The 21,176-nt window shown below is 71.5% G+C and carries 22 protein-coding genes; 6 read left to right on the top strand and 16 right to left on the bottom strand.

The window, feature by feature from the left end:
- Positions 1-1,081 precede the first annotated feature (1,081 nt).
- Together FRAAL_RS32830 and FRAAL_RS07430 are read right to left on the bottom strand one after the other, a co-directional pair.
- On the bottom strand, positions 1,082-1,249 hold the full coding sequence (locus tag FRAAL_RS32830; protein WP_157892011.1) for a hypothetical protein: 168 nt from the start codon (positions 1,247-1,249) through the stop codon (positions 1,082-1,084).
- Entirely contained in the window at positions 1,246-1,482 is a 237-nt protein-coding gene (locus tag FRAAL_RS07430; protein ID WP_505474302.1) for a hypothetical protein, read from the bottom strand. Before FRAAL_RS07430 ends, FRAAL_RS32830 begins: the two co-directional genes overlap by 4 nt.
- Between FRAAL_RS07430 and FRAAL_RS34670 the strand changes: the two genes are divergently transcribed.
- Entirely contained in the window at positions 1,427-2,434 is a 1,008-nt protein-coding gene (locus FRAAL_RS34670) for an NsdA family TPR-like regulatory protein (RefSeq protein ID WP_505474301.1), read from the top strand. The genes FRAAL_RS07430 and FRAAL_RS34670 overlap by 56 nt on opposite strands.
- Here FRAAL_RS34670 and FRAAL_RS07420 read toward each other — a convergent pair.
- From FRAAL_RS07420 to FRAAL_RS07405, 5 genes are all read right to left on the bottom strand, one after another.
- Complete coding sequence (locus tag FRAAL_RS07420; RefSeq protein ID WP_041938976.1) at positions 2,380-3,582, bottom strand: beta-1,3-glucanase family protein; 1,203 nt, start codon at positions 3,580-3,582, stop codon at positions 2,380-2,382. The two genes, FRAAL_RS34670 and FRAAL_RS07420, sit on opposite strands and share 55 nt — an antisense overlap.
- 220 nt (positions 3,583-3,802) lie before the next feature.
- A complete protein-coding gene (locus FRAAL_RS32825) occupies positions 3,803-3,952 on the bottom strand; it encodes a hypothetical protein (protein ID WP_011602899.1) in 150 nt (49 codons plus the stop codon).
- Between the two features lie 134 nt (positions 3,953-4,086).
- Positions 4,087-4,401, bottom strand: a complete 315-nt coding sequence (locus FRAAL_RS07415; RefSeq protein WP_011602898.1) for an antibiotic biosynthesis monooxygenase family protein — start codon at positions 4,399-4,401, stop codon at positions 4,087-4,089.
- 77 nt (positions 4,402-4,478) lie between these two features.
- A complete protein-coding gene (locus tag FRAAL_RS07410; RefSeq protein WP_011602896.1) occupies positions 4,479-5,732 on the bottom strand; it encodes an ATP-binding protein in 1,254 nt (417 codons plus the stop codon).
- Between the two features lie 209 nt (positions 5,733-5,941).
- Complete coding sequence (locus FRAAL_RS07405; RefSeq protein WP_011602895.1) at positions 5,942-6,664, bottom strand: HAD family hydrolase; 723 nt, start codon at positions 6,662-6,664, stop codon at positions 5,942-5,944.
- A 214-nt stretch (positions 6,665-6,878) separates the two neighbouring features.
- Here FRAAL_RS07405 and FRAAL_RS07400 point away from each other — a divergent pair, with 214 nt between their 5' ends.
- Positions 6,879-7,394, top strand: a complete 516-nt coding sequence (locus FRAAL_RS07400; RefSeq protein ID WP_011602894.1) for a DUF6328 family protein — start codon at positions 6,879-6,881, stop codon at positions 7,392-7,394.
- A gap of 43 nt (positions 7,395-7,437) precedes the next feature.
- Here FRAAL_RS07400 and FRAAL_RS07395 read toward each other — a convergent pair whose 3' ends face one another.
- Both FRAAL_RS07395 and FRAAL_RS07390 read right to left on the bottom strand, forming a co-directional pair.
- Entirely contained in the window at positions 7,438-7,641 is a 204-nt protein-coding gene (locus tag FRAAL_RS07395; RefSeq protein ID WP_041938974.1) for a hypervirulence associated TUDOR domain-containing protein, read from the bottom strand.
- Between the two features lie 121 nt (positions 7,642-7,762).
- Positions 7,763-8,251 (bottom strand): MarR family winged helix-turn-helix transcriptional regulator, encoded by a 489-nt coding sequence (locus FRAAL_RS07390; protein ID WP_050997038.1) that lies wholly within the window; start codon positions 8,249-8,251, stop codon positions 7,763-7,765.
- A gap of 46 nt (positions 8,252-8,297) precedes the next feature.
- On the opposite strand from FRAAL_RS07390, the gene FRAAL_RS07385 reads away from it, so the two are divergent.
- A complete protein-coding gene (locus tag FRAAL_RS07385; RefSeq protein WP_011602891.1) occupies positions 8,298-9,071 on the top strand; it encodes a pirin family protein in 774 nt (257 codons plus the stop codon).
- Positions 9,072-9,142: 71 nt separating this feature from the next.
- On the opposite strand, the gene FRAAL_RS07380 is transcribed toward FRAAL_RS07385, so the two are convergent.
- Positions 9,143-9,853 carry an effector-associated domain 2-containing protein gene (locus tag FRAAL_RS07380; protein WP_041938973.1) on the bottom strand — a complete coding sequence of 237 codons (711 nt, stop codon included), beginning with the start codon at positions 9,851-9,853 and terminating at the stop codon, positions 9,143-9,145.
- A gap of 280 nt (positions 9,854-10,133) precedes the next feature.
- On the opposite strand from FRAAL_RS07380, the gene FRAAL_RS07375 reads away from it, so the two are divergent.
- Positions 10,134-11,135, top strand: coding sequence for a glycosyltransferase family 4 protein (locus FRAAL_RS07375; protein ID WP_041938972.1), 1,002 nt, complete (start codon positions 10,134-10,136; stop codon positions 11,133-11,135).
- A 72-nt stretch (positions 11,136-11,207) separates the two neighbouring features.
- Here FRAAL_RS07375 and FRAAL_RS07370 read toward each other — a convergent pair whose 3' ends face one another.
- From FRAAL_RS07370 to groL, 4 genes are all read right to left on the bottom strand, one after another.
- On the bottom strand, positions 11,208-12,746 hold the full coding sequence (locus FRAAL_RS07370) for a glycoside hydrolase family 130 protein (RefSeq protein ID WP_231861556.1): 1,539 nt from the start codon (positions 12,744-12,746) through the stop codon (positions 11,208-11,210).
- The gene (locus FRAAL_RS07365; RefSeq protein ID WP_011602887.1) at positions 12,734-13,753 is read right to left on the bottom strand and encodes a hypothetical protein; all 1,020 of its coding nucleotides are present in this window, start codon (positions 13,751-13,753) and stop codon (positions 12,734-12,736) included. Before FRAAL_RS07365 ends, FRAAL_RS07370 begins: the two co-directional genes overlap by 13 nt.
- On the bottom strand, positions 13,750-14,964 hold the full coding sequence (locus FRAAL_RS07360) for a glycosyltransferase (protein WP_011602886.1): 1,215 nt from the start codon (positions 14,962-14,964) through the stop codon (positions 13,750-13,752). The genes FRAAL_RS07365 and FRAAL_RS07360 overlap by 4 nt, the downstream gene beginning before the upstream one ends.
- A gap of 96 nt (positions 14,965-15,060) precedes the next feature.
- Positions 15,061-16,689: a chaperonin GroEL gene (gene groL, locus FRAAL_RS07355; RefSeq protein ID WP_011602885.1), complete on the bottom strand. Its 1,629-nt coding sequence runs from the start codon at positions 16,687-16,689 to the stop codon at positions 15,061-15,063.
- Between the two features lie 291 nt (positions 16,690-16,980).
- On the opposite strand from groL, the gene FRAAL_RS07350 reads away from it, so the two are divergent.
- Positions 16,981-18,033 carry a cation diffusion facilitator family transporter gene (locus tag FRAAL_RS07350; protein ID WP_011602884.1) on the top strand — a complete coding sequence of 351 codons (1,053 nt, stop codon included), beginning with the start codon at positions 16,981-16,983 and terminating at the stop codon, positions 18,031-18,033.
- 111 nt (positions 18,034-18,144) lie between these two features.
- On the opposite strand, the gene FRAAL_RS07345 is transcribed toward FRAAL_RS07350, so the two are convergent.
- On the bottom strand, positions 18,145-18,630 hold the full coding sequence (locus tag FRAAL_RS07345; protein WP_041938971.1) for a universal stress protein: 486 nt from the start codon (positions 18,628-18,630) through the stop codon (positions 18,145-18,147).
- A 100-nt stretch (positions 18,631-18,730) separates the two neighbouring features.
- Complete coding sequence (locus FRAAL_RS07340; RefSeq protein WP_041938970.1) at positions 18,731-19,597, bottom strand: SAM-dependent methyltransferase; 867 nt, start codon at positions 19,595-19,597, stop codon at positions 18,731-18,733.
- A 517-nt stretch (positions 19,598-20,114) separates the two neighbouring features.
- On the opposite strand from FRAAL_RS07340, the gene FRAAL_RS07335 reads away from it, so the two are divergent.
- A complete protein-coding gene (locus tag FRAAL_RS07335; RefSeq protein WP_011602880.1) occupies positions 20,115-21,155 on the top strand; it encodes a DUF7064 domain-containing protein in 1,041 nt (346 codons plus the stop codon).
- Positions 21,156-21,176 lie beyond the last annotated feature (21 nt).

The following is a 21,176-nucleotide window of genomic DNA, read 5'->3' as shown; positions in this document are numbered from 1 at the left end:
TGGATCGCAAAGATGTCCGTTGGAACATATTACGCGATGACGCTTATCCTTACCTAGCCAATACGGCTCAACTACGTTACCGCCCTGCCTTTTCACATTTTCTCTAAAATCTCGCCAAGCCGCCTCCGGATTACTGCCGCTGCAGGACCAGCAGATACCCTGCCCTCGCTGCACGGCGTTCGGAGTTGGCCGAACGCTATGGCCCTCGTGGCATCGGATCCGGTGGGGCGTTGCACTACCCATCCAGGACTCCTCTAGGACCTTTCCTCCGTGTCGCTCTACTGCATCTTGGAACTCCTTCCACGCTCGCTCCGAACTGGGCGGGAGCACCTTGCCTACCACGCACTCTCCATTACTTTAGGGGCAGCACCAGCATCCGAAGCTTGGAACTGTGCACGGCGATCATACACTCCCAACCGTCCCGCCATCTACGCGCTCAGCAAATGATTGATAGTCAGATCTGAAACATTCACAGAATCGATTCAATGAATTTGATCTGGGTAGCTGATGACTGGCTTGAGATTCATCGCCCAAGGCGGCTGGCCAACAGTCGTCTGCATCGATCAGCCGCGTTCCTGCCCTTGGGTCTACGTCGGTCGGTGGGCGCCACCCCCGCTCGCCAGTCCGTTGTGGAGGAGGCCAGCCCGTTCGGGTCGGGCCAGGTTGGGGCCCGGCGTGCCTGCCCTGCTTGGGTTCTCGGCCCTCACGGCGGAGCCCGACAGTCGTGTACCCATCGCTGTACCCGAGCCGGCAGACGTCGGTGGACATCTGGGGACGCCCAAGGGCGCTGCGGCCCAGGTCGCGCCGATCCGGTGGGCACCAGTGGACGTCCGTGGACGAAGCGCCCGCTACTCTTAATCCGCGGGTTCGGGGTTCAAGTCCCTGACGGCGCACCCGCTCCCACCAGGCATTTCAGCCACTCCGGCCGGTCCGCCGGAGTTCTCTGGCTCGCCGAATCAGTAGCTACGGGTACACGTCACATCATTCCTCACGACGCAGCCGAAGCACCACGCGCCTCCGGCTTCGAGTCGGCCGCGATGAGACGGCTCAGCAACAGACGCACCGCGCTCAGCGCCTCGGCTTAACCGGCCTCGTACGCCTCCTGCTCACCGGACATCATCCACCGCGCCCGGTCCGGCACCGCGTCCGGCATCGGCATCGGCATCGCCGAACCAAGCAGCGCCACCAGATCCCGCCGAGACGGCGCCTCCGTCTCCTCCTCTCGGGCAGAGGCCGGCTGCTGCCTCACCGAACCCGCCGCCGCCGGGCCACCAGGTGCTCCAACGGTCCACCGGGCACCATCCACCCCGCGGCCGACTCGGCGGCTGACTCGGTCAGGAACCGCAACGGGCACACCTGGTAATCCGACCAGCCCCGATCGGAGGCGAACCGGTCGGCATCCGCCGCCGACGGGAACGTCAGCACCGTGTCCCGAACCAGCCCACCCCCACCCGACTCGAACCGCACCACGCCGAACGCCACCGCGTTCGCGTCGTCGCGGTTCCCCGACGGCTCCGCCGCCCGGACCTCCACAGGTCTCACATCCGTCGTCATCTCGTCCTTGGAGCAGTTGGAAGCAAGCATCGAGGTCGTCGGCCGCCGGTACGAGACCAGCAACGCGGCCACGGTCTACCCGATCGCGTTGAAGCAGCGCCGGTGGGTTGCCAAACTCATGACCGGACACCAGCACCCCGCCCAACGCCGACACCTCTACCTCGTCGGCGGACAACTCTCCGGCCTACTCGGCTATCTCGCGCTCGACCTCGGCAACGAGCTGGTGGCCCGCGCCTACTGCAACGAGGCCATCAGCCTGGCCAAGGCCGCCGGACACGGCGACCTCGCCGCCTGGATCCGCGGAACCCAAAGCTTCATCGCCTACTACGGCGGCCGCTACCGCGAAGCCCGTGGGTGCGACGGTCATTTGAATGGCACGGTCGCTCTTCAGCTTCGCGCAAACCGTGGGGTGCCCGAAGCCGGAAATTTTGCACCCATAATTCGGCGCGCCACGATACGACGATGTTGGCCCCGCGGGATGGCTGCGCAGGTGCTGCGGCCCGGTGGCCGGCTGGCCGTGTTCTGGAACGTGGGCCAGCCGCCGCCCGGCCTGGCGGAAGCCTTCTCCGCGGTCTACCGCCGGGTGCTGCCCGACGCGTCGCTCTACCACCGGGCGATGCCCGGCCTGGACGGGCACTCGACGTTGCTCGCCAGGGCCGCCGACGGGATCCGCCGGTCGGGCGCGTTCGGCGAGCCGGAGCAGTGGCTGTTCGACCGTGAGCAGTCCTACACCCGGGACGAGTGGCTGGACCAGGTGCCCACCTTCGGCGGCCACAGCACGTTCCCGCCGGCCACCCTGGCCCGGCCGCGGGCGACGGTGTCGGTTCAGAACGGAGTGAGGGACAGCGTGACCGAGGTCGGCGCGGTGTCCTGGACATAGGACGCCAGGCCTGCGACATCGTCGAAGGGGAATCCGTACGCCTTCCCGTCCGCGGTGTTCTCGTGCATGACCCGCGCGTAGTGATTGGTAACCGGATCACGGTAGAATGTGGCCGGATCGGTTGCCGGCTGGGACGGCTGCGTCAGCAGCGTCGAACGGTTGAAGGCCGCGCCGAGCACGGCGGCGACCGGCCCGGTGCCCCCGTCGTTCGGGGCCGCGAGCGCACCGGCACAGTACAGAACGTCGCGGGTGCTCGGCCGGGCGAACGGCGCCACCCCGCCGTCGAAGCGCAGCAGGTCGCCGGTCACCGACCCGGTGACGGTGCGCGGGCCGGCGGCGACGGTGAGCGGACGCGAGGCGTAGGCATTCCACACCGCGTCGATGTAGGAGTCGTAGTAGGTCTCTGGAAAGATTCCGGCGTCGATGCCGTGCCCGGGCGCGATCACCCGGACGTCGTCAACCACCAGCGGGGCGAACGTGGCGTCGGCCCGGAGCGCGGCGAGGATCGCGGCCCGCCCGCCGGCGGTGAGCTGGCCGGTGCTCTGGTCGGCCGTGCCGCGCAGCCGGATCGACAGCGGGACACTGAACATGTCGACCATGGTGGTGTTGCAGAACATGCCGGTCGCGTTGTGGGTGAACTCCATGAAGTCGTGTATCACGGCGTAGCTCGGATCGTCGCGCACCCAGCCGGCCGGGTGTTGCAGGGCCGCGTTGCCGGCGGCGTCGGTGACGACCCGGAACCTCAGCTTGGAACCGGTCGAGACGTAGACCCGTCCGGACATGTCGGCGGGAATGGCGAAGGGCGTGTCGCCGTCCGCCACAAGCGGGATGGACAGGTCGGCGAAGCCGTCCGGCCCGTTAGCGGCCAGCGAGAGCCGGGCGACGGTGCCGTCCGGGCGGACGAAGATCTGTTGGCCGGTGTTCAGGTCGGTACCTACGAGGTAGATCCAGATCTGGTCGTTGGCGTAGCGGTAGGTGTGGTTGACGATGGTCAGCGGCAGGGCGCCGCTGGCGGCCGGAGAGGTCTGCGCGGCCGCGCGGGTGGCCGCCAGCGCGGTGGGGCCACTACCGCCGCCGGCAACGAGCGCGGCGGCGCCGCCGACCATCGTGGCGGACGTGCCGAGCAGGAATGAACGTCGATTCGGCATGTGGAGGACTCCTCGGAGGAGGGGGTGCCACCGCGGCGAGACCGGGATCCCATCATGCGCCGGATATATCGGATATTCGGGGGCGACGGTATCGCAGTGCGATGAGCCGCGCACCGATTTGCGTATTCGCGGGTGTGACGGCCGCCGCGCTCGCCGTGACGAGTCGGGGCGGCCCCACGTGCGGCGAGTCATCGCCGCGGACGGTCGTCGGGCGGGACGCCTACCGCAGGCTCGCCATCGGGCCGAGGGCACGGACGGTGGTCCGGCGGTCGAGCGGCGTCGTCGCGGACGTGGCCCCGGCGATCGGGGTGCGCATCAAGGTGTCGTAGGCCAGGCGGCGGCCCGGACCGGCGCGTTTGGTGGCGTACATGACTCTGTTGCCTTCAATCCGCGGGTTGTCTGGTCTCGGCAGGACAGTTCGGCGGTGTAGGCCACCCTCACCGGGACGCGGGGCCTCTCGAAGCCGATCTTTGGTCGACCAGACCCGGGGATGCGCGGTCAGCGCTACGCGGAGTCGCCCGCTACCGATCGCTGGACGACTTCGAACTCCAGTAGGGCGGAGCCGGAGGCCACGGGACGGGCGCGCTCGCCGGAGTGCGCCTCCATGGCCGGGCCCGTGAGCCAGGCCTGGAAGGACTCCTCGCTGTCCCAGTGGGTCACGACGAAGTACCGGTCGTCGCCCTTCACCGGACGCAGCAGCTCGAACGAGACGAAGCCGGGCTGGCCGTCCACCGCGTGCAGGCGGTTGGCGAACCGCTTCTCCAACTCGGGGCCGGCGCCCTCGGGAACCTCGATGGCATTGATCTTCACAACGGTCACCCGTTCAGCCTAGGCCCATTCCGGGCAGCCGTTGCAGGGCACGGCGACGTCGACCAGGACGCGGGTCCGCTTCGGCGCTAATCGATCCGGGCTGCCCACAGGGCGCTGATGGGCAGCGCCCAGATGCGGTCGTCGAGGTCGAAGGGCATCGGGCCGGTGTGGAACACGACTCCGACGCGGAAATCCTCGCCGAGTTGATCACGCAGCCACACGAGGTGGCGGGCGTCCCGAGCGGACGGCGCCGACGAGGCCTTGATTTCCATGGCGATCACCTGCCCTCCGCCGAGATCGATGATGACATCGACCTCCTGCTGGTCGCGGGAACGCAGGTGATGCAGCCGGGCCCGCGGATGCAGAAGCGTCACCTCCGGCCGCAGTTGGGCGACGACGAAGGTGTCGAGCATCCGGCCGAGCAGATCCCCGTCCCGCAGGACGCTGCGCTCGTCCACCCGGGCGGCGGCCAGCGCGAGCGCGGGATCGGTCAGGTATCGCTTCGCTCGCTTGGTCAGTCTGCTCAGCCGGTTCGTCGACCACGCCGGGACGAGATCGATCAGATAAAGGGCAGCCAGAATCCGGTCGTAGGCATCCGCGGTCCGCTGGTTGATGCCGGCGGCCTGGTAGACCGTGCCGTCGGCGGGGAGCCCGGCCGTCGAGAGCCCGAGAACCTCCAGGTAGCGGCGCAGCCGGACGGGATCCCGCTGCTCCCCCGCGGCCATCACGTCCCGGGTGACGACATGATCGATGTACGCGTCCAGCCAGGCGAGCCGTCCGGGTGTGCTCAGGTTCAGCGCGGCCTCGGGGAAACCGCTGCGCAGCGCCAGGTCGACGTAGTCGTCCAGGCTCGGAGGCGGGCCGGAGACACGCAGTCGGGAGAGGTCCGAGTGCAGGAGCAGGTCGAGCAGGCTCGGCTGGTCGGCGGAACCGGAGATCTCCCGCTCGGTGAGCCCATGCAGTACCAATCGGACGACGCGACCTGTTCCGGGCCACTGGCGGGTGGTGAAGTCGGCTTCGACGCTGCCGGTGAGGAGAAAGCGACCGGGGCGGGGATCGTCGTCGACCGCGCGCTTGACCGCGCCCAGGATCGCCGGCACCTCCTGCCACTCGTCGAGAAGGACGGGTTCCCGCGCACGGCGCAGGGCGGCGTCCGGACTCGCGGCCACCGCCGCGGCCACCGCGGGGTCATCGAGCCGCAGGATGTCGCCGGCGATCCGCCGAGCCGAGGTCGTCTTCCCCGCCGCGCGCGGGCCCGTGACCATGACCGCGGGCAGCTCGGCGAGCAGGCTGGCCAGCGGCCCGTCGGCGATCCGAGACACATACCCTGACGTCGCCATACGGCGACGCTACACGAACCGCGAAGCCGACAGTACATATTCTGCGGGCCTGCCAGTACACATTCTGCGGGGCGTGTAATACATGATTTGCCGGCCGCCGAGGCCCGTGGCTGCCCTCTGGCCGGGGTCGAGATGGCGATTACCGTCCGGGACGGCTCGATCAGGCGGACGGCGTAACTCCCGTGAACCGGCGGGTGACCGGGTGACCGTCACGATGAGCGGAACGTTCCTCGCCGACCGCCGGCGCTGACAGCACCGCCGCGCAGGAGTCGGCCGATCGGGGAGTCGTCGAGGTGGGCCAGCAGGTCGTCCGGTCCGGTGTAGAGGGCGACGGCGCCGGCCTCGCGCAGCTCGTCGCGGCCAATGCCGCCGGACAGGACCGTCACGCAGGGTATTCCGGCGCGGGCCGCCGCCAGGACGTCCCAGCGGGTGTCGCCGACCATCACGGCGTCGGCCGGGTCGACGCCGGAACGTTCCAGCGCGATCTGGACGATGTCCGGCGCCGGCTTCGACGTCTCGGCGTCGGCGGAGGAGGTCACCGCGCTCAGGCAGTCGTCGACGTCGAGGGCCTCGCGCAGCGCCCGCAGCTCGTCGGCCGGCGCCGAGGTGGCCAGCACGACCTGGCCGCCGCGGCGGGCCACCTCCCGCACCAGCTCCCGGGCGCCGGGCAGCGGCTGGACGAGGCCGAGGAAACCGGCGTAGTGCTCGGTGTGGGCGGCGGTCAGGATGTCGTCGCGGCGGCGGTCCCGGTCCGGCGCCAGCGCGTCCAGGAGCCTGTCGGAGCCCATCCCGACATGGCGGTGGACGGCGACCATCGTGACCGCGTGTCGCTCCTGGCGGAACGCCCGGAACCAGGCCAGCACGTGGGCGTAGTTGGTGTCGACCAGGGTGCCGTCGAGGTCGAACAGGACGGCGGGAGCGGATTCGGTCACCGTCCGCTCCTACCCCGGACCGATCGCCTTACCCGGGTAAACGGTTCTGGGCCGCCGTTGTCGTTCGCCCTCCCCCGCGGCGCGGGACAGACTCTGCTCTGTCCGGTCGAGGTTCTGCCCGGTCGAGGTCTGCGCCGGTGCCGCGAGGTGCCCGTGACGCGGCCGGGTCCCTGTCGGGGCCGGAGGTCCCGGGTCCGGCGGTTACCGTGCGGCGGTGACGGAAGACCGGGCCGGCGAGGACGACGGCGGCGCCGCGCAGGCCAGGAACGAGACCGCGGCCGAACGGGCCGACCGTAACTGGAGCGAGCTGCTCCAGGAGTTGCGTGTCGCCCAGACAGGGGTCCAGCTGCTGACCGCCTTTCTGCTCTCGCTGCCGTTCCAGCAGCGCTTCGCAGCACTGGAACACGAGCAGCGTTGGCTGTACCTGGCCGTCGTCGCGCTGTCGGTGGGTGCCACCGGCGTGCTGGTGATGCCGGTCAGCATCCACCGGGCCGTCTTCCGTCACCGGGAGAAGGAGGCACTGGTCCGCGTAGCCAGCCGGGTCGCCCAGGCAGGACTCGCGCTGCTCGCGCTGGCCGTCGCCGGCGCCATAGCGTTGATCTTCGATGTCGTCGAAGGGCGCGTGGCCGGAGTCACTGCCGGTACTGCGACCTTCACTCTGCTGGTGATCCTCTGGGCGATCGTCCCGGCGGCCGTCCGGCTGCGCGGCCGCCGGGATGTGGGTCGCTAGCCAGGCAGCGGGGGCCAGGGGCGGGGGCCAGGGGCTCCGCGGGTCAGATCTTCGTCAGCGCGTCGGGCTTGTGCACGGCTTCGCCGCCGTTGTCACTACGGACGAGATACTGCGGTTCGTCCCCGCTGGCCCGGACGGTCCGGCCGCCCGCCTCGGTGTCGCCGGTGATCCGGCGGACGACCTCACCTGTCGCGGTGCCGCCATGGCTCGACCAGCGCACCCGCTCGCCCTTGGTGAACTCCGTCATGATTCCCCCCTCGCCTCGGGACCTTCACCCGGGCACTACCCCGAACCCCTGCCGGCACGCGACGGCACGAGCACGACCACGACCACGACCACGACCACGACCTGCGAGGATTTCCGATCCGTTACTGGGCGAGACCCGTCAGGATCGACCCGAAGATGGTGTCGAGGGCGTCCAGCTGGGCGTCGGTGAGGGCGTCGAAGACGCTGGCGCGGACGAAGGCGACGTGCGCCGGGGCGGCGCGCTCGATCGCGGCCCGCCCCTGCTCGGTCAGCGCCACCAGGGCGCCGCGGCCGTCGTCGGCGCACTCCTCCCGCGCGACCAGGCCGCGGCGCGCCATCCGGGAGACGTGGTGGGACAGCCGGCTCTGCTCCCAGGACAGTTCGCGGGCGAGCCTGGTCACCCGCAGACGCCCCGCCGGGACGTCGGTGAGGCGGACGAGGACCTCGTAGTCGGCCAGCGAGAGCCCGGCGTCGGCGGCGAGCTGACGGTTCATCCGCGCGGTGAGCTGGCTGGACAGGAGCAGGTACCGACGCCAGACCCGCTGCTCGCGCTCGTCGAGCCACCGCACGGGCTTCGCCGGGAATGTGCCGCCCCCAGATCCGCTTGACATGTCCGCCAGCTTAGATGACACGTCATGAAGATGGGAAGGGTCCATCATGGCCAGCGTGACACCGCAGCGAGACCTCGACATCCGTCGCGCCGCCGAGCGCCCGACGACGACGATCGACTGGCTCGACTCGAAGCACTCCTTCTCCTTCGGCCACCACTACGACCCGGCCAACACCCACCACGGCCTGCTGCTGGTCAGCAACGACGACACGGTGCGCGCGGGCGCCGGCTTCGAGACCCACCCGCACCGGGACATGGAGATCGTCACCTGGGTGCTGCGTGGCTCGCTGGTCCACCAGGACTCGACCGGGAACTCCGGGGTGATCTACCCGGGGCTCGCGCAGCGGATGAGCGCCGGGCGGGGCATCCTGCACTCGGAGAAGAACGACGCCTGGCGCCTCGCCGGCGGCGGCGAGCCGCACGACGAGCCGGTGCACTTCGTCCAGATGTGGGTCGTGCCCGACGAGCAGGGCATCACCCCGGGGTACGAGCAGCTCGAGATCGACGGCGAGTTGCTCGGCGGCGGCCTCGTCCCGGTCGCCTCCGGGATGGCCCGCCACGACGGCGCCAGCGCGATCCGGATCCGCAACCGGTATGCGGCGCTGCACGTCGCCCGGCTCGGCACCGGGCAGAGCGTCCAGCTCCCCGACGCCCCGTACCTGCACCTGTTCGTCGCCCGCGGCGAGGTCACGCTGGAGGGGGCCGGCCCGCTGCACTCCGGTGACGCGGTCCGGTTCACCGGCACCGGCGGCCAGCGGGTCACCGGCGTCGAGCCCGCCGAGGTCCTGGTCTGGGAGATGCACGCCGCCCTGTCCCGCTGAGTCCGGCCCCGCCCAACCACCCACGCCGCCGACGCCCGCACGCCGCCGACGCCCGCGGGGAACGGCCGGGTTCAGCGGGCGGAGAACCAGGGATTGGCCGGGTAGTCGGCCGCGGCTTCCCGCAGGATGCGCGCCCGGCCGGCCGGGAACGCGCCATTGGTGACCAACCGGTTCACCTCCCACCAGAAGGCCTGGCTGCTCTGCTGGGGCCTGGGCTGGTGCCGGTCCGGAAGCCCGGCGCGCGTCAACAGCCGGCGCGCGGCGCCCGGATCGCTGTAGACGTCGGCGAGGGCGGTCGCCTCGTCGACGGTCAGGCCCGTCGCCTCGGGGGCGGGCCCGGGGAGCGCAGGCCCGGGGAACGGGGGCTTCGGCCGCCGCCCGGCCGCGGCCGGCTCGTCCGCCGCCGCGAACCGCCCGTCCGCCGCCGCGGTCCGCTTGCCGGTGCCGCGCACAAGCCGGTCGACCGCTCGGGACACCCGCCCTCGACCATCCATCTGCCCGACGACCGTCGCCAGGGCAACAAGGCCGCCGTCGTTGGCGGCACACTCCGCGACGAAGGCAAGCAGCCACTGCCGACGAAACGGCACACTCGGCACCTGCAGCGGGAACCCGAGCCGCTTTCCCGTCATCCGGGCGAGCATGCTCAGGCTCGCGGGCTCGGCGAACAGCGGCTCGGCGTCCAGGATGTCCACGACAGCCTCGACGATCCCGTCGCCCCCGTCGATCCCGTCGCGCTCGGCGCGGCCCGGCCCCGCCACCGCCCCGGCGTCCCCGTCCTGCACATCGATCAGTCTGCCACCGGGCGTCCACCGCCCCCGCCCGGACCGCCCCGGCCGCCGCCGACACGGCGACCCACGCCGCACGGCATTGATATTACTCTCTGCGATCAGGGAACCCTGGACGATCAATGCCTGCGATGCGCGGGCACCGCGGTCGGCGGCGGCGTCCGCACCGGTCCTGTGGGCGTGGGGCCAGGCCCATACTGCTCGCGGACGGTCCGCGGGCACTTCCGGAGTCGAGGCGGCTGAGCATGATGATCGACATGGTGACGTGGGTCGCGGGATGAAGGTCGCGATGCTGGCGCCGGTGGCGTGGCGCACCCCGCCGCGGCACTACGGCCCGTGGGAACAGATCGCCAGCCACCTCGCGGAGGGCCTGGTGGCGCGCGGCGTCGATGTCACCCTGTTCGCGACGTTGGACTCGCGCACGGCCGGGAAGCTGGATGGCGTGTGCCCGCACGGGTACGCCGAGGACCCGGCGCTCGACGGGCGGGTGTGGGAGGCGTTGCACGTGGCCCATGCGCTGGCCCGCTCCGCCGAGTTCGACCTCGTGCACAGTCATCTCGACTGGCTGCCGTTGGCGTTCGCGGCACATGTCCGGGCCCCGATGGTCACGACGGTCCACGGATTCTCGGACCCGCGCATCCTCCCCGCCTACCGCCGGGCGGCCTCCGCCTACGTTTCCATCTCCGACGCCGATCGCAGCCCGGAACTGGACTATGTCGCGACGGTGTACCACGGGATCGATCTGGAGGCCCTGCCGTTCTCGGCAGCCGGCGGGGAGGATCTGGTGACACTCGGCCGGATCCATCCCGACAAGGGCACCGCCGCGGCCATCGAGATCGCGCGGATGGCCGGCCGGCGGCTGGCGATCTGCGGGATTGTCCAGGACGAACGCTATTTCGCCGAGCAGGTGCTGCCCCACGTCGACGGAGACGCCGTGAGCTACCTCGGGCCGGTGGGGCCGTCGCGGCGGGCAGAGGTGCTGGGTTCCGCCGCTGCGCTGCTCCATCCGATCGCGTTCGACGAACCGTTCGGCCTCGCGGTCGTGGAGTCGATGGCCTGCGGTACGCCGGTCGTCACCTACCCACGCGGGGCCATGCCGGAGATCGTCGACGAGGCGGTGACCGGATTCCTCGTCGACGGCCCGGCGACGGCGGCGGCCGCGGTGGATCGGGCTGCCGGCCTCGACCGGGCCGCCTGCCGGGCGATGGCGAGCCGACGGTTCTCGACGGCTCGGATGGTCACCGACTACCTCGCCGTCTATGAACGCATCCTCGGCTGACAGGTTCCCCGGTTCGGAGTCGGGCTCGAAGGGCCGGGCTCGAAGGGCGGGCCGGGGGTCGGGCTCGCAGTGTCAGGTCCGGGGAGTCATCCGTGCGAGCAGGGCATCGACGGGCACGCTCGCCATCCCGACCCGGGAGTCACCGATCCCGTGCGGTAGCCACAGCCGGCCGTCGTGGACCAGGCCGCCGCAGGAGTAGACGACGTTGGGGACGTAGCCCTCGGCCTCGGTCGCGATCGGGGTGAGCAGCGGCTCGGGTAATGCCGCGATCACGGTGGCCGGGTCCGCCAGATCGAGCAGGATCGCTCCCACCGAGTAGGTGCGCATCGGCCCGACCCCGTGGGTGAGGACGAGCCAGCCCGCCGCCGTCTCGATGGGTGAACCGCAGTTGCCGACCTGGATGAGTTCGAAGGTCGCCCTCGGCTCGTGGACCTGACGGAACGGCTCCCAGACCAACCCGTCCGAGGAGGCCGTCAGACCGGTGGTCTGCCCATCGGATCGGCAGAGCGCGAGATGGCGGCCGCCGACGAGCCGGGGGAACAACGCCATCCCCTTGTTCCGCGCGGCCGGGCCGATGAGCGGGGCCGTCGTGAACGTCCGCAGATCGGGGCTGGTGAGCAGCCTCGGTCGGATCTCGGTGCCGTCATAGGCGGTGTAGGTCGCCCGGTAGTCGACGGTCCCGTCCGGTGCGGTGAAACGGACGAACCGCGCGTCCTCCATTCCCTTGCTCTCGCTGGCGACGGTGGGCCACAGCACCCGCTCCGCGAGACCGCTGTCCGCCGGGAACTCGATTTTCCGCAGCGTGCCGGCGACGGAGCGGATCCCGGCCAGGATGCCGGCGGCCTGGGGACGACGCAGGAGATCCGCGGGCATGCCGGCGAAGGCCTGTTCGAGATCACCGTCCGCCGGGCTCCGGTCGAGGGAGTCGAGGACCGAACGCGTCACCTCGTCGTCGAGGCCGTGGTCGGTGAGCAGGGCGCGCAGCCGAGCGTGCTCCCAGGTGACCGGCACGGCCAGGCCGGTGGTGAGCGGGCCGGTTCTCGGCTCCAGTCGCATCGCCGGGCCCGGGCCGATCACGGCGACCGCGAAGCCGATCGAGGACAGATGCCCCTCGCCGACGGCGCGCAGGCTGAGCGCCAGCCGCAGCGCGCCGGCCGGCAGCCCCGACTGGTCGGGGTGCCGGACCGCCGAGGGATTGGTGACGGCCGCGCCCTCCACCGCGTACTCGGCGGTGAAGCACGCGCCGAGCAGCAGCGTGCGCGCCGGCGACAGCTCTGCCGGGGTACGGACCCGAGGAGCCACGATCGCGGCGTGCCGCGTCAGGAGGTCTCGGTAGTCCCGGTGCCGGGGTCCGAACCGGTCGAGCAGCGCGGCGACGAGTCCGGCGACCTCGCCGTCGCTCAGCGCGAGCACTCTGGCCACGATGCCCGCGGCCCGGGAATGCCCCTCGCTGCCCTCCTCACCGGGCAGGAAGAGCTTCGCGATGACCCTGCCGGGGTCCGCGGTCAGCGTCAGTGGATGCCGGGTAACCAGCTCGGACTCGAAGGTCACCGTGTCGGCTTCGCCGGCGTCCGACCCGACCGCGTCCGACCCGACGGTCACGGCGTCCACGGCGCGAGCAGGCGACGCGCGTGCTGCGCAGTCGAGAGCAGGGCGAGGGTGGACTCCGCGCCCTGGTTGGCGTTGCACCCCTCGGGTTCGAGGCCGTCGTGGCAACCGCCGGTCGCGACGTCGATCAGCGGGGTGCCGTTGTCGTTCTCGCCGAAGAACCATCCGTGCGCCCGCCCGAGACCGGTGAGCCACCGATTCCGGCCGGTCGCCGCATGGGCCCGCGCGCAGGCGTCCGCGATGGCCGCGGCCTCGATGGGCTGCTGGTCGAAGCCGGGCCGGCGATCACCGCGGGGGCTCCGGCCGGCGACGGGGGTCGGGGACAGCGTCCCGCCCCGGGTCTCCACGTGGAGCAGCCAGGCCAGCAGCCGCAGTCCGTTCGCGAGCGCCGCGGGGTCGGGCAGGCAGATGCCGGCGAGGATCAGCGCCTCCGGCACCGCCGCGTTGGCGTAGCGCAGTGTGGGCTCGGGCCACGGCCACGCGGGATCGTCCCCGATCGGGCCGATCGCGGCGACGGCGTCCGTGAGCAGGGCACGGGCCGCGGTGTCGTCCGGGTGGGCGAGCAGCATCTCGCCGGCGCCGAGGGCGGCGAACGTCATGGCCCGCGGCCAGGGGGAACGTCGGGCGGCGCTGGCATGAAACGCCTCGCGGGCCAGCGCCCGCAGCCGCGCGGTGGGTGCCAGGGCCGCCGCGGTACCCAGCCCCCACAGGGCGCGGCCCCAGCAGTCGCCGACCTCGGGGTTGTCCAGCCAGCGACCGTCGGTGCCCCGCCGGTTGACGATCGTCCCGTCCGGCGCCTGCGCCGCCAGCACGAAGGTGAGATAACGCTCGAGCAGCCGGACGAGCTCCAGCGGTGGCGACGGCTCGCGGGAGAGGACGACGAGTCCGCGAGCGACGTCATCCACGCAGTACCCGTACTCCCGGCGTGGAACTGAGCCGAGGGCGTGCTCGAACAGACCGATGTCGTCGCTGAGCCGGAGTAGGTGGTTGAACGAGACCGTGGTCGTCACCGGGCCGCCGTGGCGGGTGCCGTTGCCGTCACGGGCGCTGTCGCCGTGGCCGGGGCTCGCTGGGACGCAGGCACGACTCGGGGCCTGCTCCCGGTGCGGGCGGCCAGCCCGGCAGCCAGCCGGTGGTAGCGCTGTGCCACCGCGGGCCACAGCAGCTCGGGTGCGTGGGCGGCGGTGGCGCTCGCCAGCCCGCGCACGACGCCGTCGTCGGTGATGATGCTGCGCACCGCCGCCGCGATCGCCGCCACGTCACCGTGGGGCACGAGCAGGCCGGTGCCGTCGCCGAGCAGCTCGACCGCGTGCGGGAAGCGGGTGGCGACGACGGGCCGCAGCGCCGCGACCGCCTCGATGAGGATGCCGGAGGTGACCTGGTCGACGGAGTCGTAGGGGAGCAGGACGACGTCGGCGCCGCTCACGAGCTCGGCGAGTGATCCCGAGTCGAGGTAGCGGTGGTCGAAGGCGATCGCATCGGTCACGCCGAGCCGACCGGCCAGCGCCGCAAGTCCCTCGCGGTAGGCCTCGCCCTCCCGGGCGAGCACCTTGGGATGGGTCAGGCCAGCAACGAGATAGCGCGGAGCCGGGTCGAGGTCGGCCAGCTCCGCCATCGCCGCGATGCCCCATTCGATGCCCTTACCCGGGCCGAGCAGGCCCCAGGTGAGGACAGTCGGCCGGACGGAGCGCGCGGGCGCGGCGCGGCGGTTCTCGGCTGCGCCGTGGGGGATGACCGAGACCCGCTGCGGGTGGGCCCGGTACCCGTCGACCAGCCGGACCCGCGCGGTCTCGGCCATCACGACAACTGCGTCCGCGGACGCGACCAGCGCCTCCAGGACCTCGCGCTGGTGCGGGGTCGGGTGCACGAGCACGGTGTGCAGGACGACCACCACCGGCACCTCAAGGTTGTCGAGCACCTCGATCACCTCGTCGCCGTCCGGGCCGCCGTAGACCCCGTACTCGTGTTGCACGACCACGACGTCGAAACCGTTCAGGAGCCGCGCCGCGCGGCGCGGGCCGCCCTGGGTCCCGGCCACCAGGTCCCCGACGACGGCGGCCGGCGCTGGGCCGGGCCCCGCGGGCGCGTCGAGCAGCCGGACCACCCCGCTGGAGGCGCCGGGCACCGGGCTGGCCAGCTCGTCCAGAAGGGCCGCCGTGAAGGTGGCGAGGCCGCACTGCGTCGGGGGGTAGGTGCTGAGAAAGCCGTAGCGGAGGGGCACGAAGGCCCACCTTCCGGTCAGATGCCGACACCGAGTCGGCCGGCGGGCACGCGAGCGCTGTGCTCGGCGGGGATGCGCGGTGCGGCTGCCGGCGCGTCAGAAACCCATACCCGCCATGGCACCCGCGCCGTCCCCGCCCTCGGCGGCACCGGCCGACGGACGGTCCGCCACGACGACCTCGACGGTGAGGAACAGGCCGGCGATCGACGCGGCGTTCTGCAGCGCCGAGCGGGTGACTTTCACCGGGTCGATGATGCCGGTGGCGATGAGGTCGACGTACTCGCCGGTGGCCGCGTTCAGGCCATGCCCGACCGGCAGGTCCCGAACCTTCTCTACGACGACACCACCCTCGAAGCCGGCGTTGCTCGCGATCTGGCGGAGCGGGGCGGCCAGCGCCAGTGCCACGATCCTCGCGCCGGTGGCCTCGTCGCCGGAGAGGTCGAGCTTCTCGAAGGCGGTGATCGAGGCCTGGAGCAGCGCGACGCCACCGCCGGCGACGATGCCTTCCTCGACGGCGGCCTTGGCGTTGGACACCGCGTCCTCGATGCGGTGCTTCTTCTCCTTCAGCTCGACCTCGGTGGCCGCGCCGACCTTGATGACCGCGACACCACCGGCGAGCTTCGCCAGCCGCTCCTGGAGCTTCTCCCGGTCGTAGTCGGAGTCGGACTTGTCGATCTCGTTGCGGATCTGGCTGACCCGACCGGCGATCTGGTCGGGGTCACCGGAGCCCTCGACGACCGTCGTCTCGTCCTTCGTCACCACGATCTTCCGGGCGCGGCCGAGGAGGTCCAGGGAGGTGCTCTCCAGCTTCAGACCGACGTCTTCGGAGATGACCTGACCGCCGGTGAGGATCGCGATGTCACCGAGGATCGCCTTGCGGCGGTCCCCGAAGCCGGGGGCCTTGACCGCGACGCTCTTGAACGTGCCGCGGATCTTGTTGACGACCAGGGTCGCCAACGCCTCACCCTCGACGTCCTCGGAGATGATGACCAGCGGCTTGCTGGTCTGCATGACCTTCTCCAGCAGGGGGAGGAGGTCCTTCACCGCGGCGATCTTGCTGTTGACGATGAGGATGTAGGGGTCGTCGAGGACGGCTTCCTGACGGTCGGCGTCGGTGACGAAGTAGGGGGAGATGTAGCCCTTGTCGAAGCGCATGCCCTCGGTGAGCTCGAGTTCGAGGCCGAAGGTGTTGCTTTCCTCGACGGTGACGACGCCTTCCTTGCCGACCTTGTCCAGCGCCTCGGCGATCAGACCGCCGATCGCGGAGTCACCGGCGGAGATCGAGGCGGTCGAGGCGATCTGCTCCTTGGTCTCGACCTCCTTGGCCTGCTTCGAGAGCTCCTCGGAGACCCGCTCGACGGCGACCTCGATGCCCTTCTTCAGGCCCAGGGGGTTCGCGCCGGCGGCCACGTTGCGCAGACCCTCACGCACCAGGGCCTGGGCCAGGATCGTCGCGGTGGTGGTGCCGTCACCCGCGACGTCGTTGGTCTTCTTCGCGACTTCCTTGACGAGCTCCGCACCGATCTTCTCGTACGGGTCCTCGAGCTCGATCTCCTTGGCGATGCTCACACCGTCGTTGGTGATCGTGGGGACGCCCCACTTCTTCTCCAGAACGACGTTGCGACCCTTCGGACCGAGCGTGACCCTGACCGCATCGGCCAGCTGGTTCATGCCGCGCTCCAGGCCGCGCCGAGCCTCCTCGTCGAAGGCGATCATCTTTGCCATGCGGATAAATCCTCCTGCGGCTCATGCCTGCGGGGAGGAGTGCCGGCCGCCAGCGGGGCCTAGCAACGAAAACGATGGGCCACGTCGTGGGCCCAGGCACCCGTCGCGCCAGAGGTTGGCACTCGACCATACCGAGTGCTAACCCCTGTATAGCCCTCGGCGTCTCGCAATGCAACGGCGCTACCACAGCGTGAGGTCGTCGCACCGCTCTGGGGCGACCCGCCACGGCCGGTGCGACGAGGTGGCAGGTGCGACCGTGCCGCATTGATCGTTTTTGGCTACGGTGCGGGCATGGGAGTCGATCAGCGCCATGACCACGGTGGGCGCGGCCATGACAACGGCGGACATCGCCACGATCACGAGCATCGCGCGGTCGGGCGGTGGGCGCGGCTTGGCCATGGCATCTCGGGACTCGTCGGTGGACACAGCCACGACAGCGCCGACCAGATCGACGATGCGCTGGAAGCGGACGCCGCTGGCCGGCGCGCCCTGCTGATCAGCCTGGCCGGGCTCGGTGCGACCGCGGTCGGACAGGCCGTGGTGGTGGCGCTGTCAGGGTCGGTGGCACTGCTCGGCGACACGCTGCACAACGTCGCCGACGCGCTCACCGCCGTTCCGCTGCTCATCGCGTTCGCCCTCGCTCGCCGCCCGGCCACGACCCGGTTCACCTACGGCTTCGGCCGCGCCGAGGATCTCGCCGGCCTCGCCGTCCTGGCGATGATCATGCTGTCGTGTGCGCTCGCGGCCTGGGCGTCGATCGATCGCCTGGTCCACCCCGAGCAGGTCGACCGGCTGGGGGTGGTCGCCGCGGCCGCGGTCGTCGGCTTCGTCGGCAACGAGATCGTGGCCCGTTACCGCATCCGCGTCGGTCACCAGATCGGTTCCGCCGCGCTCGTCGCCGACGGGCTGCACGCCCGCACCGACGGCTTCACCAGCCTCGCGGTGCTGCTCGGTGCCGCCGGCGCCGCCGCGGGATGGCGCTGGGCCGACCCCGTGGTCGGCCTGGCGATCACCGTGGCGATCCTCGGGGTCCTGCGGTCCGCCGCCCGGGTCGTCGGCGCCCGGCTCATGGACGCCGTCGACCCGGACACGGTCGCCGAGGCGACCGACACCCTGCTGCACACCGCGGGTGTCGAGGCCGTCCGCGAGCTCCGGCTGCGCTGGATTGGGCACACCCTGCGCGCCGAGGCCGACATCACCGTCGACGCGGACCTCACCCTCACCGAGGCCCATGACGTCGCCCACGCCGCCGAGGCGCACCTGCTGCGCCACATCCGCCGCCTGTCCGCCGCCACGATCCACACCAGCCCCGCCCGCCACCACCCCGCGGTCACCACCGGCTAGACGCCTGCGTCCCGAGTGGTCCTAGCAGCTCGGCTCTGACCGGCGCTGGGGGCGGAACGGGCCGCCAGCTGACGGGGCGGCGGGGCGGCGGGGCTACGCACCGGGGCGCGGTCAGGCGTCCCTGACGGGTTGGTCGTCGACATCGGTGGGGACGATCAGGACGGGTCGGCGCGTCCGGTGCAGCGTCCGGTGGGAGACCGAGCCGGTGAGCAGCCGTTCCAGCGCGACTCCGACGCCGCCGTGGCGAGTGCCGAGGACGATCGCGTAGGCGTCTACGCTGTCGGCGACGGCGAGCAGCTCGGTCGCGGGCTCGCCGGCCCGGACGTGGAACCGCCAGCGCACGGGGATCGCCGCGAGCGTGCGGTCCGCTACGGCGCCGGCAGCTCTGGACTCGGCGTCCTCCTCGAACCGGAGGAAGCGCTCGCACGCGCGCCGGCCGGGCACCGTGGAGACCATCGTGCGGATCTGCGCGGGGCTGAGGGGCTGGACGTGGACGACGTCGAGTTCGGCGCCCAGCCGCGCGGCGAGGTCGGCGGCCCAGCCGAGCGCGGCGGGAGCGGCCTGTCCGTTGTCGACCCCGACCACGACGTGCTGCATACCTACGGGGATTCCCCCAGCGGTGCGGCTCAGGCCCCGACCGCCCCACCAATCACCCCGAACCAATCACCCCGAGCGCCACTCCAGGACCGAGGCGGAACTAGGGCTTTCTGGCGATTCCGCCGTACACGCTGACCTGGGCGTCGGTGAGGCCGGGCGGGTCGGGAGCGTCCGGGCGCCAGCGGTGGACCAGCTCGACGCCCGGATCGATCAGCTCCAGCCCGCCGAACAGGCTCTCGACCTCGGCGCGGCTGCGCAGCCGCACGGTGATCCCCTGCTTTTCGTAGGCGACGGCGAGGTCCTGCGTGGCCGGGTCGTAGTCGGCGGTGCCGTTGGTGAGGATCAGGTAACTGCCGGACGGCAGCGCGTCGACGAGGCGGCGGATGATGCCGTGCGGATCATCCGAGTCCGGGACGAAGTGGAACACCGCGATCATCGACAGGGCCACGGGCAGGCTCAGGTCGAGGGTCTCGCGCAGCTCGGGCGCCGTCAGGATGGCCTGCGGGTCGTGGAGATCGGCGTCGAGGTAGGCGGTCCGGCCCTGGGGGGTGCTGGCCAGCAGCGCGCGGGCGTGGGCCAGGACGATCGGATCGTTGTCCGTGTAGACGACCCGGGCCTGCGGGGTGACGGCCTGGGCGATCTCGTGCACGTTCGGGCTGGTGGGGATGCCGGTGCCGATGTCGAGGAACTGGCGGATCCCGGCCTCGCCGGCGAGGTGGCGGATCGCCCGCACCATGAACGCGCGGTTCTGCCGGGCCGCCAGGGAGGCGTTCGGGAACGCGGCGCTCGCCTGCTCCGCGGCCACCCGGTCGGCGGGGAAGTTGTCCTTCCCGCCGAGAAAGTAGTCGTAGATGCGGGCCGTGTGCGGCCTGTCCGTCCTCAGGTCGATCGACGGATGTTCCTCGGCCAGGGACCTCCACCACTGCCCGACCTCGAACTCCCCGCCACCCGCGTCCGGTTCCACCATCACCAGCCCCCCCAAATCGGAATTATCCCTACGAATCACCCTAGTCTCGGCGAGGTTCGCCCGCGTCCAAGGATGAGCCGGTCCCGGTCGGCGGTCGCGGCGGCTTTCTGTGGTCCCACCGACTCCCTGCGGTCCCACCGAACTCCCTGCGGTCCCAGCGACTCCTGCGGCCCCAGCGACCCCCGGGCGCATCGGCAGCCCCACCGGCGGCGTGCACCCGTCATCGTGTCACTCCGGCGTGTGATGGCCATCCCCCAAGCCGGCACGGAAGTGCCGCCGGAGCGCGACGGCGGGTCGGCCGGGCTGGCCGGCCTCACCCGAGGCATCAGGGCCCACGCGAGCCGAATCTGGCAGTGTCATGTCAGAATTAGGCTGACTGCGCCCAGGCGAACGGATAGCGTGCGGACCCGTGGCCCCCACACCTCCCCCGGCGCCCCGCGCTTTCGCCCGAGGCAACCGTGAGCACCCGAGGCAACCGTGAGCACCCGAGGCAACCGATGAGCACCCGAGGTTCCCGATGAGCACCCTGCGCGGCGAGCCGCGCGTCGCGGATCTGTCCGCCGGTCTGCCGCCGGAGCGCGAGCAGATCGTCACGAGCTGCCCGCCCGTGCCGGCCTGGACCGAGAACATGCTGTTCACCCCCTACGACCCGACCCACAACATCGGCATGTGGCTGCATCTGGGCACCGTGGCCGACGCCTGGGAGCTGTGGGAGGACCGCGCGCTCGTCACGCTGCCGGACGACGAGGGCGTGTTGTCGATGTGGGCTTACCACCGCACCGATCCGGCCCGCCGCCCGGCCGGCGCCAACCTGCGCTTCGAGTGCCTGGAGCCGTTTCGGCGCTGGCGGGTCACCTTCGACGGCTTCTGCCTGCGCACGCCGCAGGAGAGCATGCGTACCGGCCTGGTCCGTGACGGGGAGAAGGTCCGCCTGCAGCTCGACCTGGACATCGAGTGCGCGACGCCGGTGTGGGACGCGCACACCGCGGCCGAGGCGGCGACCGGCCGCGGCGGCATGGACCAGCAGCAGTGGGCGAAGGAGCACTACGAACAGCTCTACCGGGCCCGCGGCACGGTGCGGTGGGGCCGGCGCGAGGTCGCCTTCGACGGCACCGGCTGGCGTGACCATTCCCGCGGTCCCCGGGGGGACGACTCGGTCAACGGCTGGGGCGGGCACGTCATCGCCGGCTGCCTGTTCCCGGGCAGCGGGCGCGCCTTCGGGCTGTCCCGCTACTGGTCGACCGACGGCACGGTGACGCTGGAGGGCGGCTACGTGGTCGAGGACGGCGTGCTCAGGCACGTCCGGGTCGTCGACGTGCCCCGGCTCGACGCGCTGATCGCCGCCGGGGAGGTGCTGCCGTTCGGCCTGGCCTGGCAGGACCGGCGGCTGGAGCTGACCGCGACCACCCGGACCGGGCTGTGGACCACGTTCGCCGGCGGCCTTCCCTACGGCGTCGCGTCCCCCGGCCAGGCGTACGCTCTCAACTGGGCGTCCTGCGACTGGGATGGCGACGTGGGCCACGTCTACGTCGAACGTTCGGACCTGCGGGCCGGCTAGCCCGCGCGGAGACGAGGGGGC

Source organism: Frankia alni ACN14a (assembly GCF_000058485.1).
Lineage (GTDB): Bacteria > Actinomycetota > Actinomycetes > Frankiales > Frankiaceae > Frankia > Frankia alni.
Note: the sequence above shows the minus strand (reverse complement) of the source record. Positions and strands in the feature narration are given on the sequence as shown.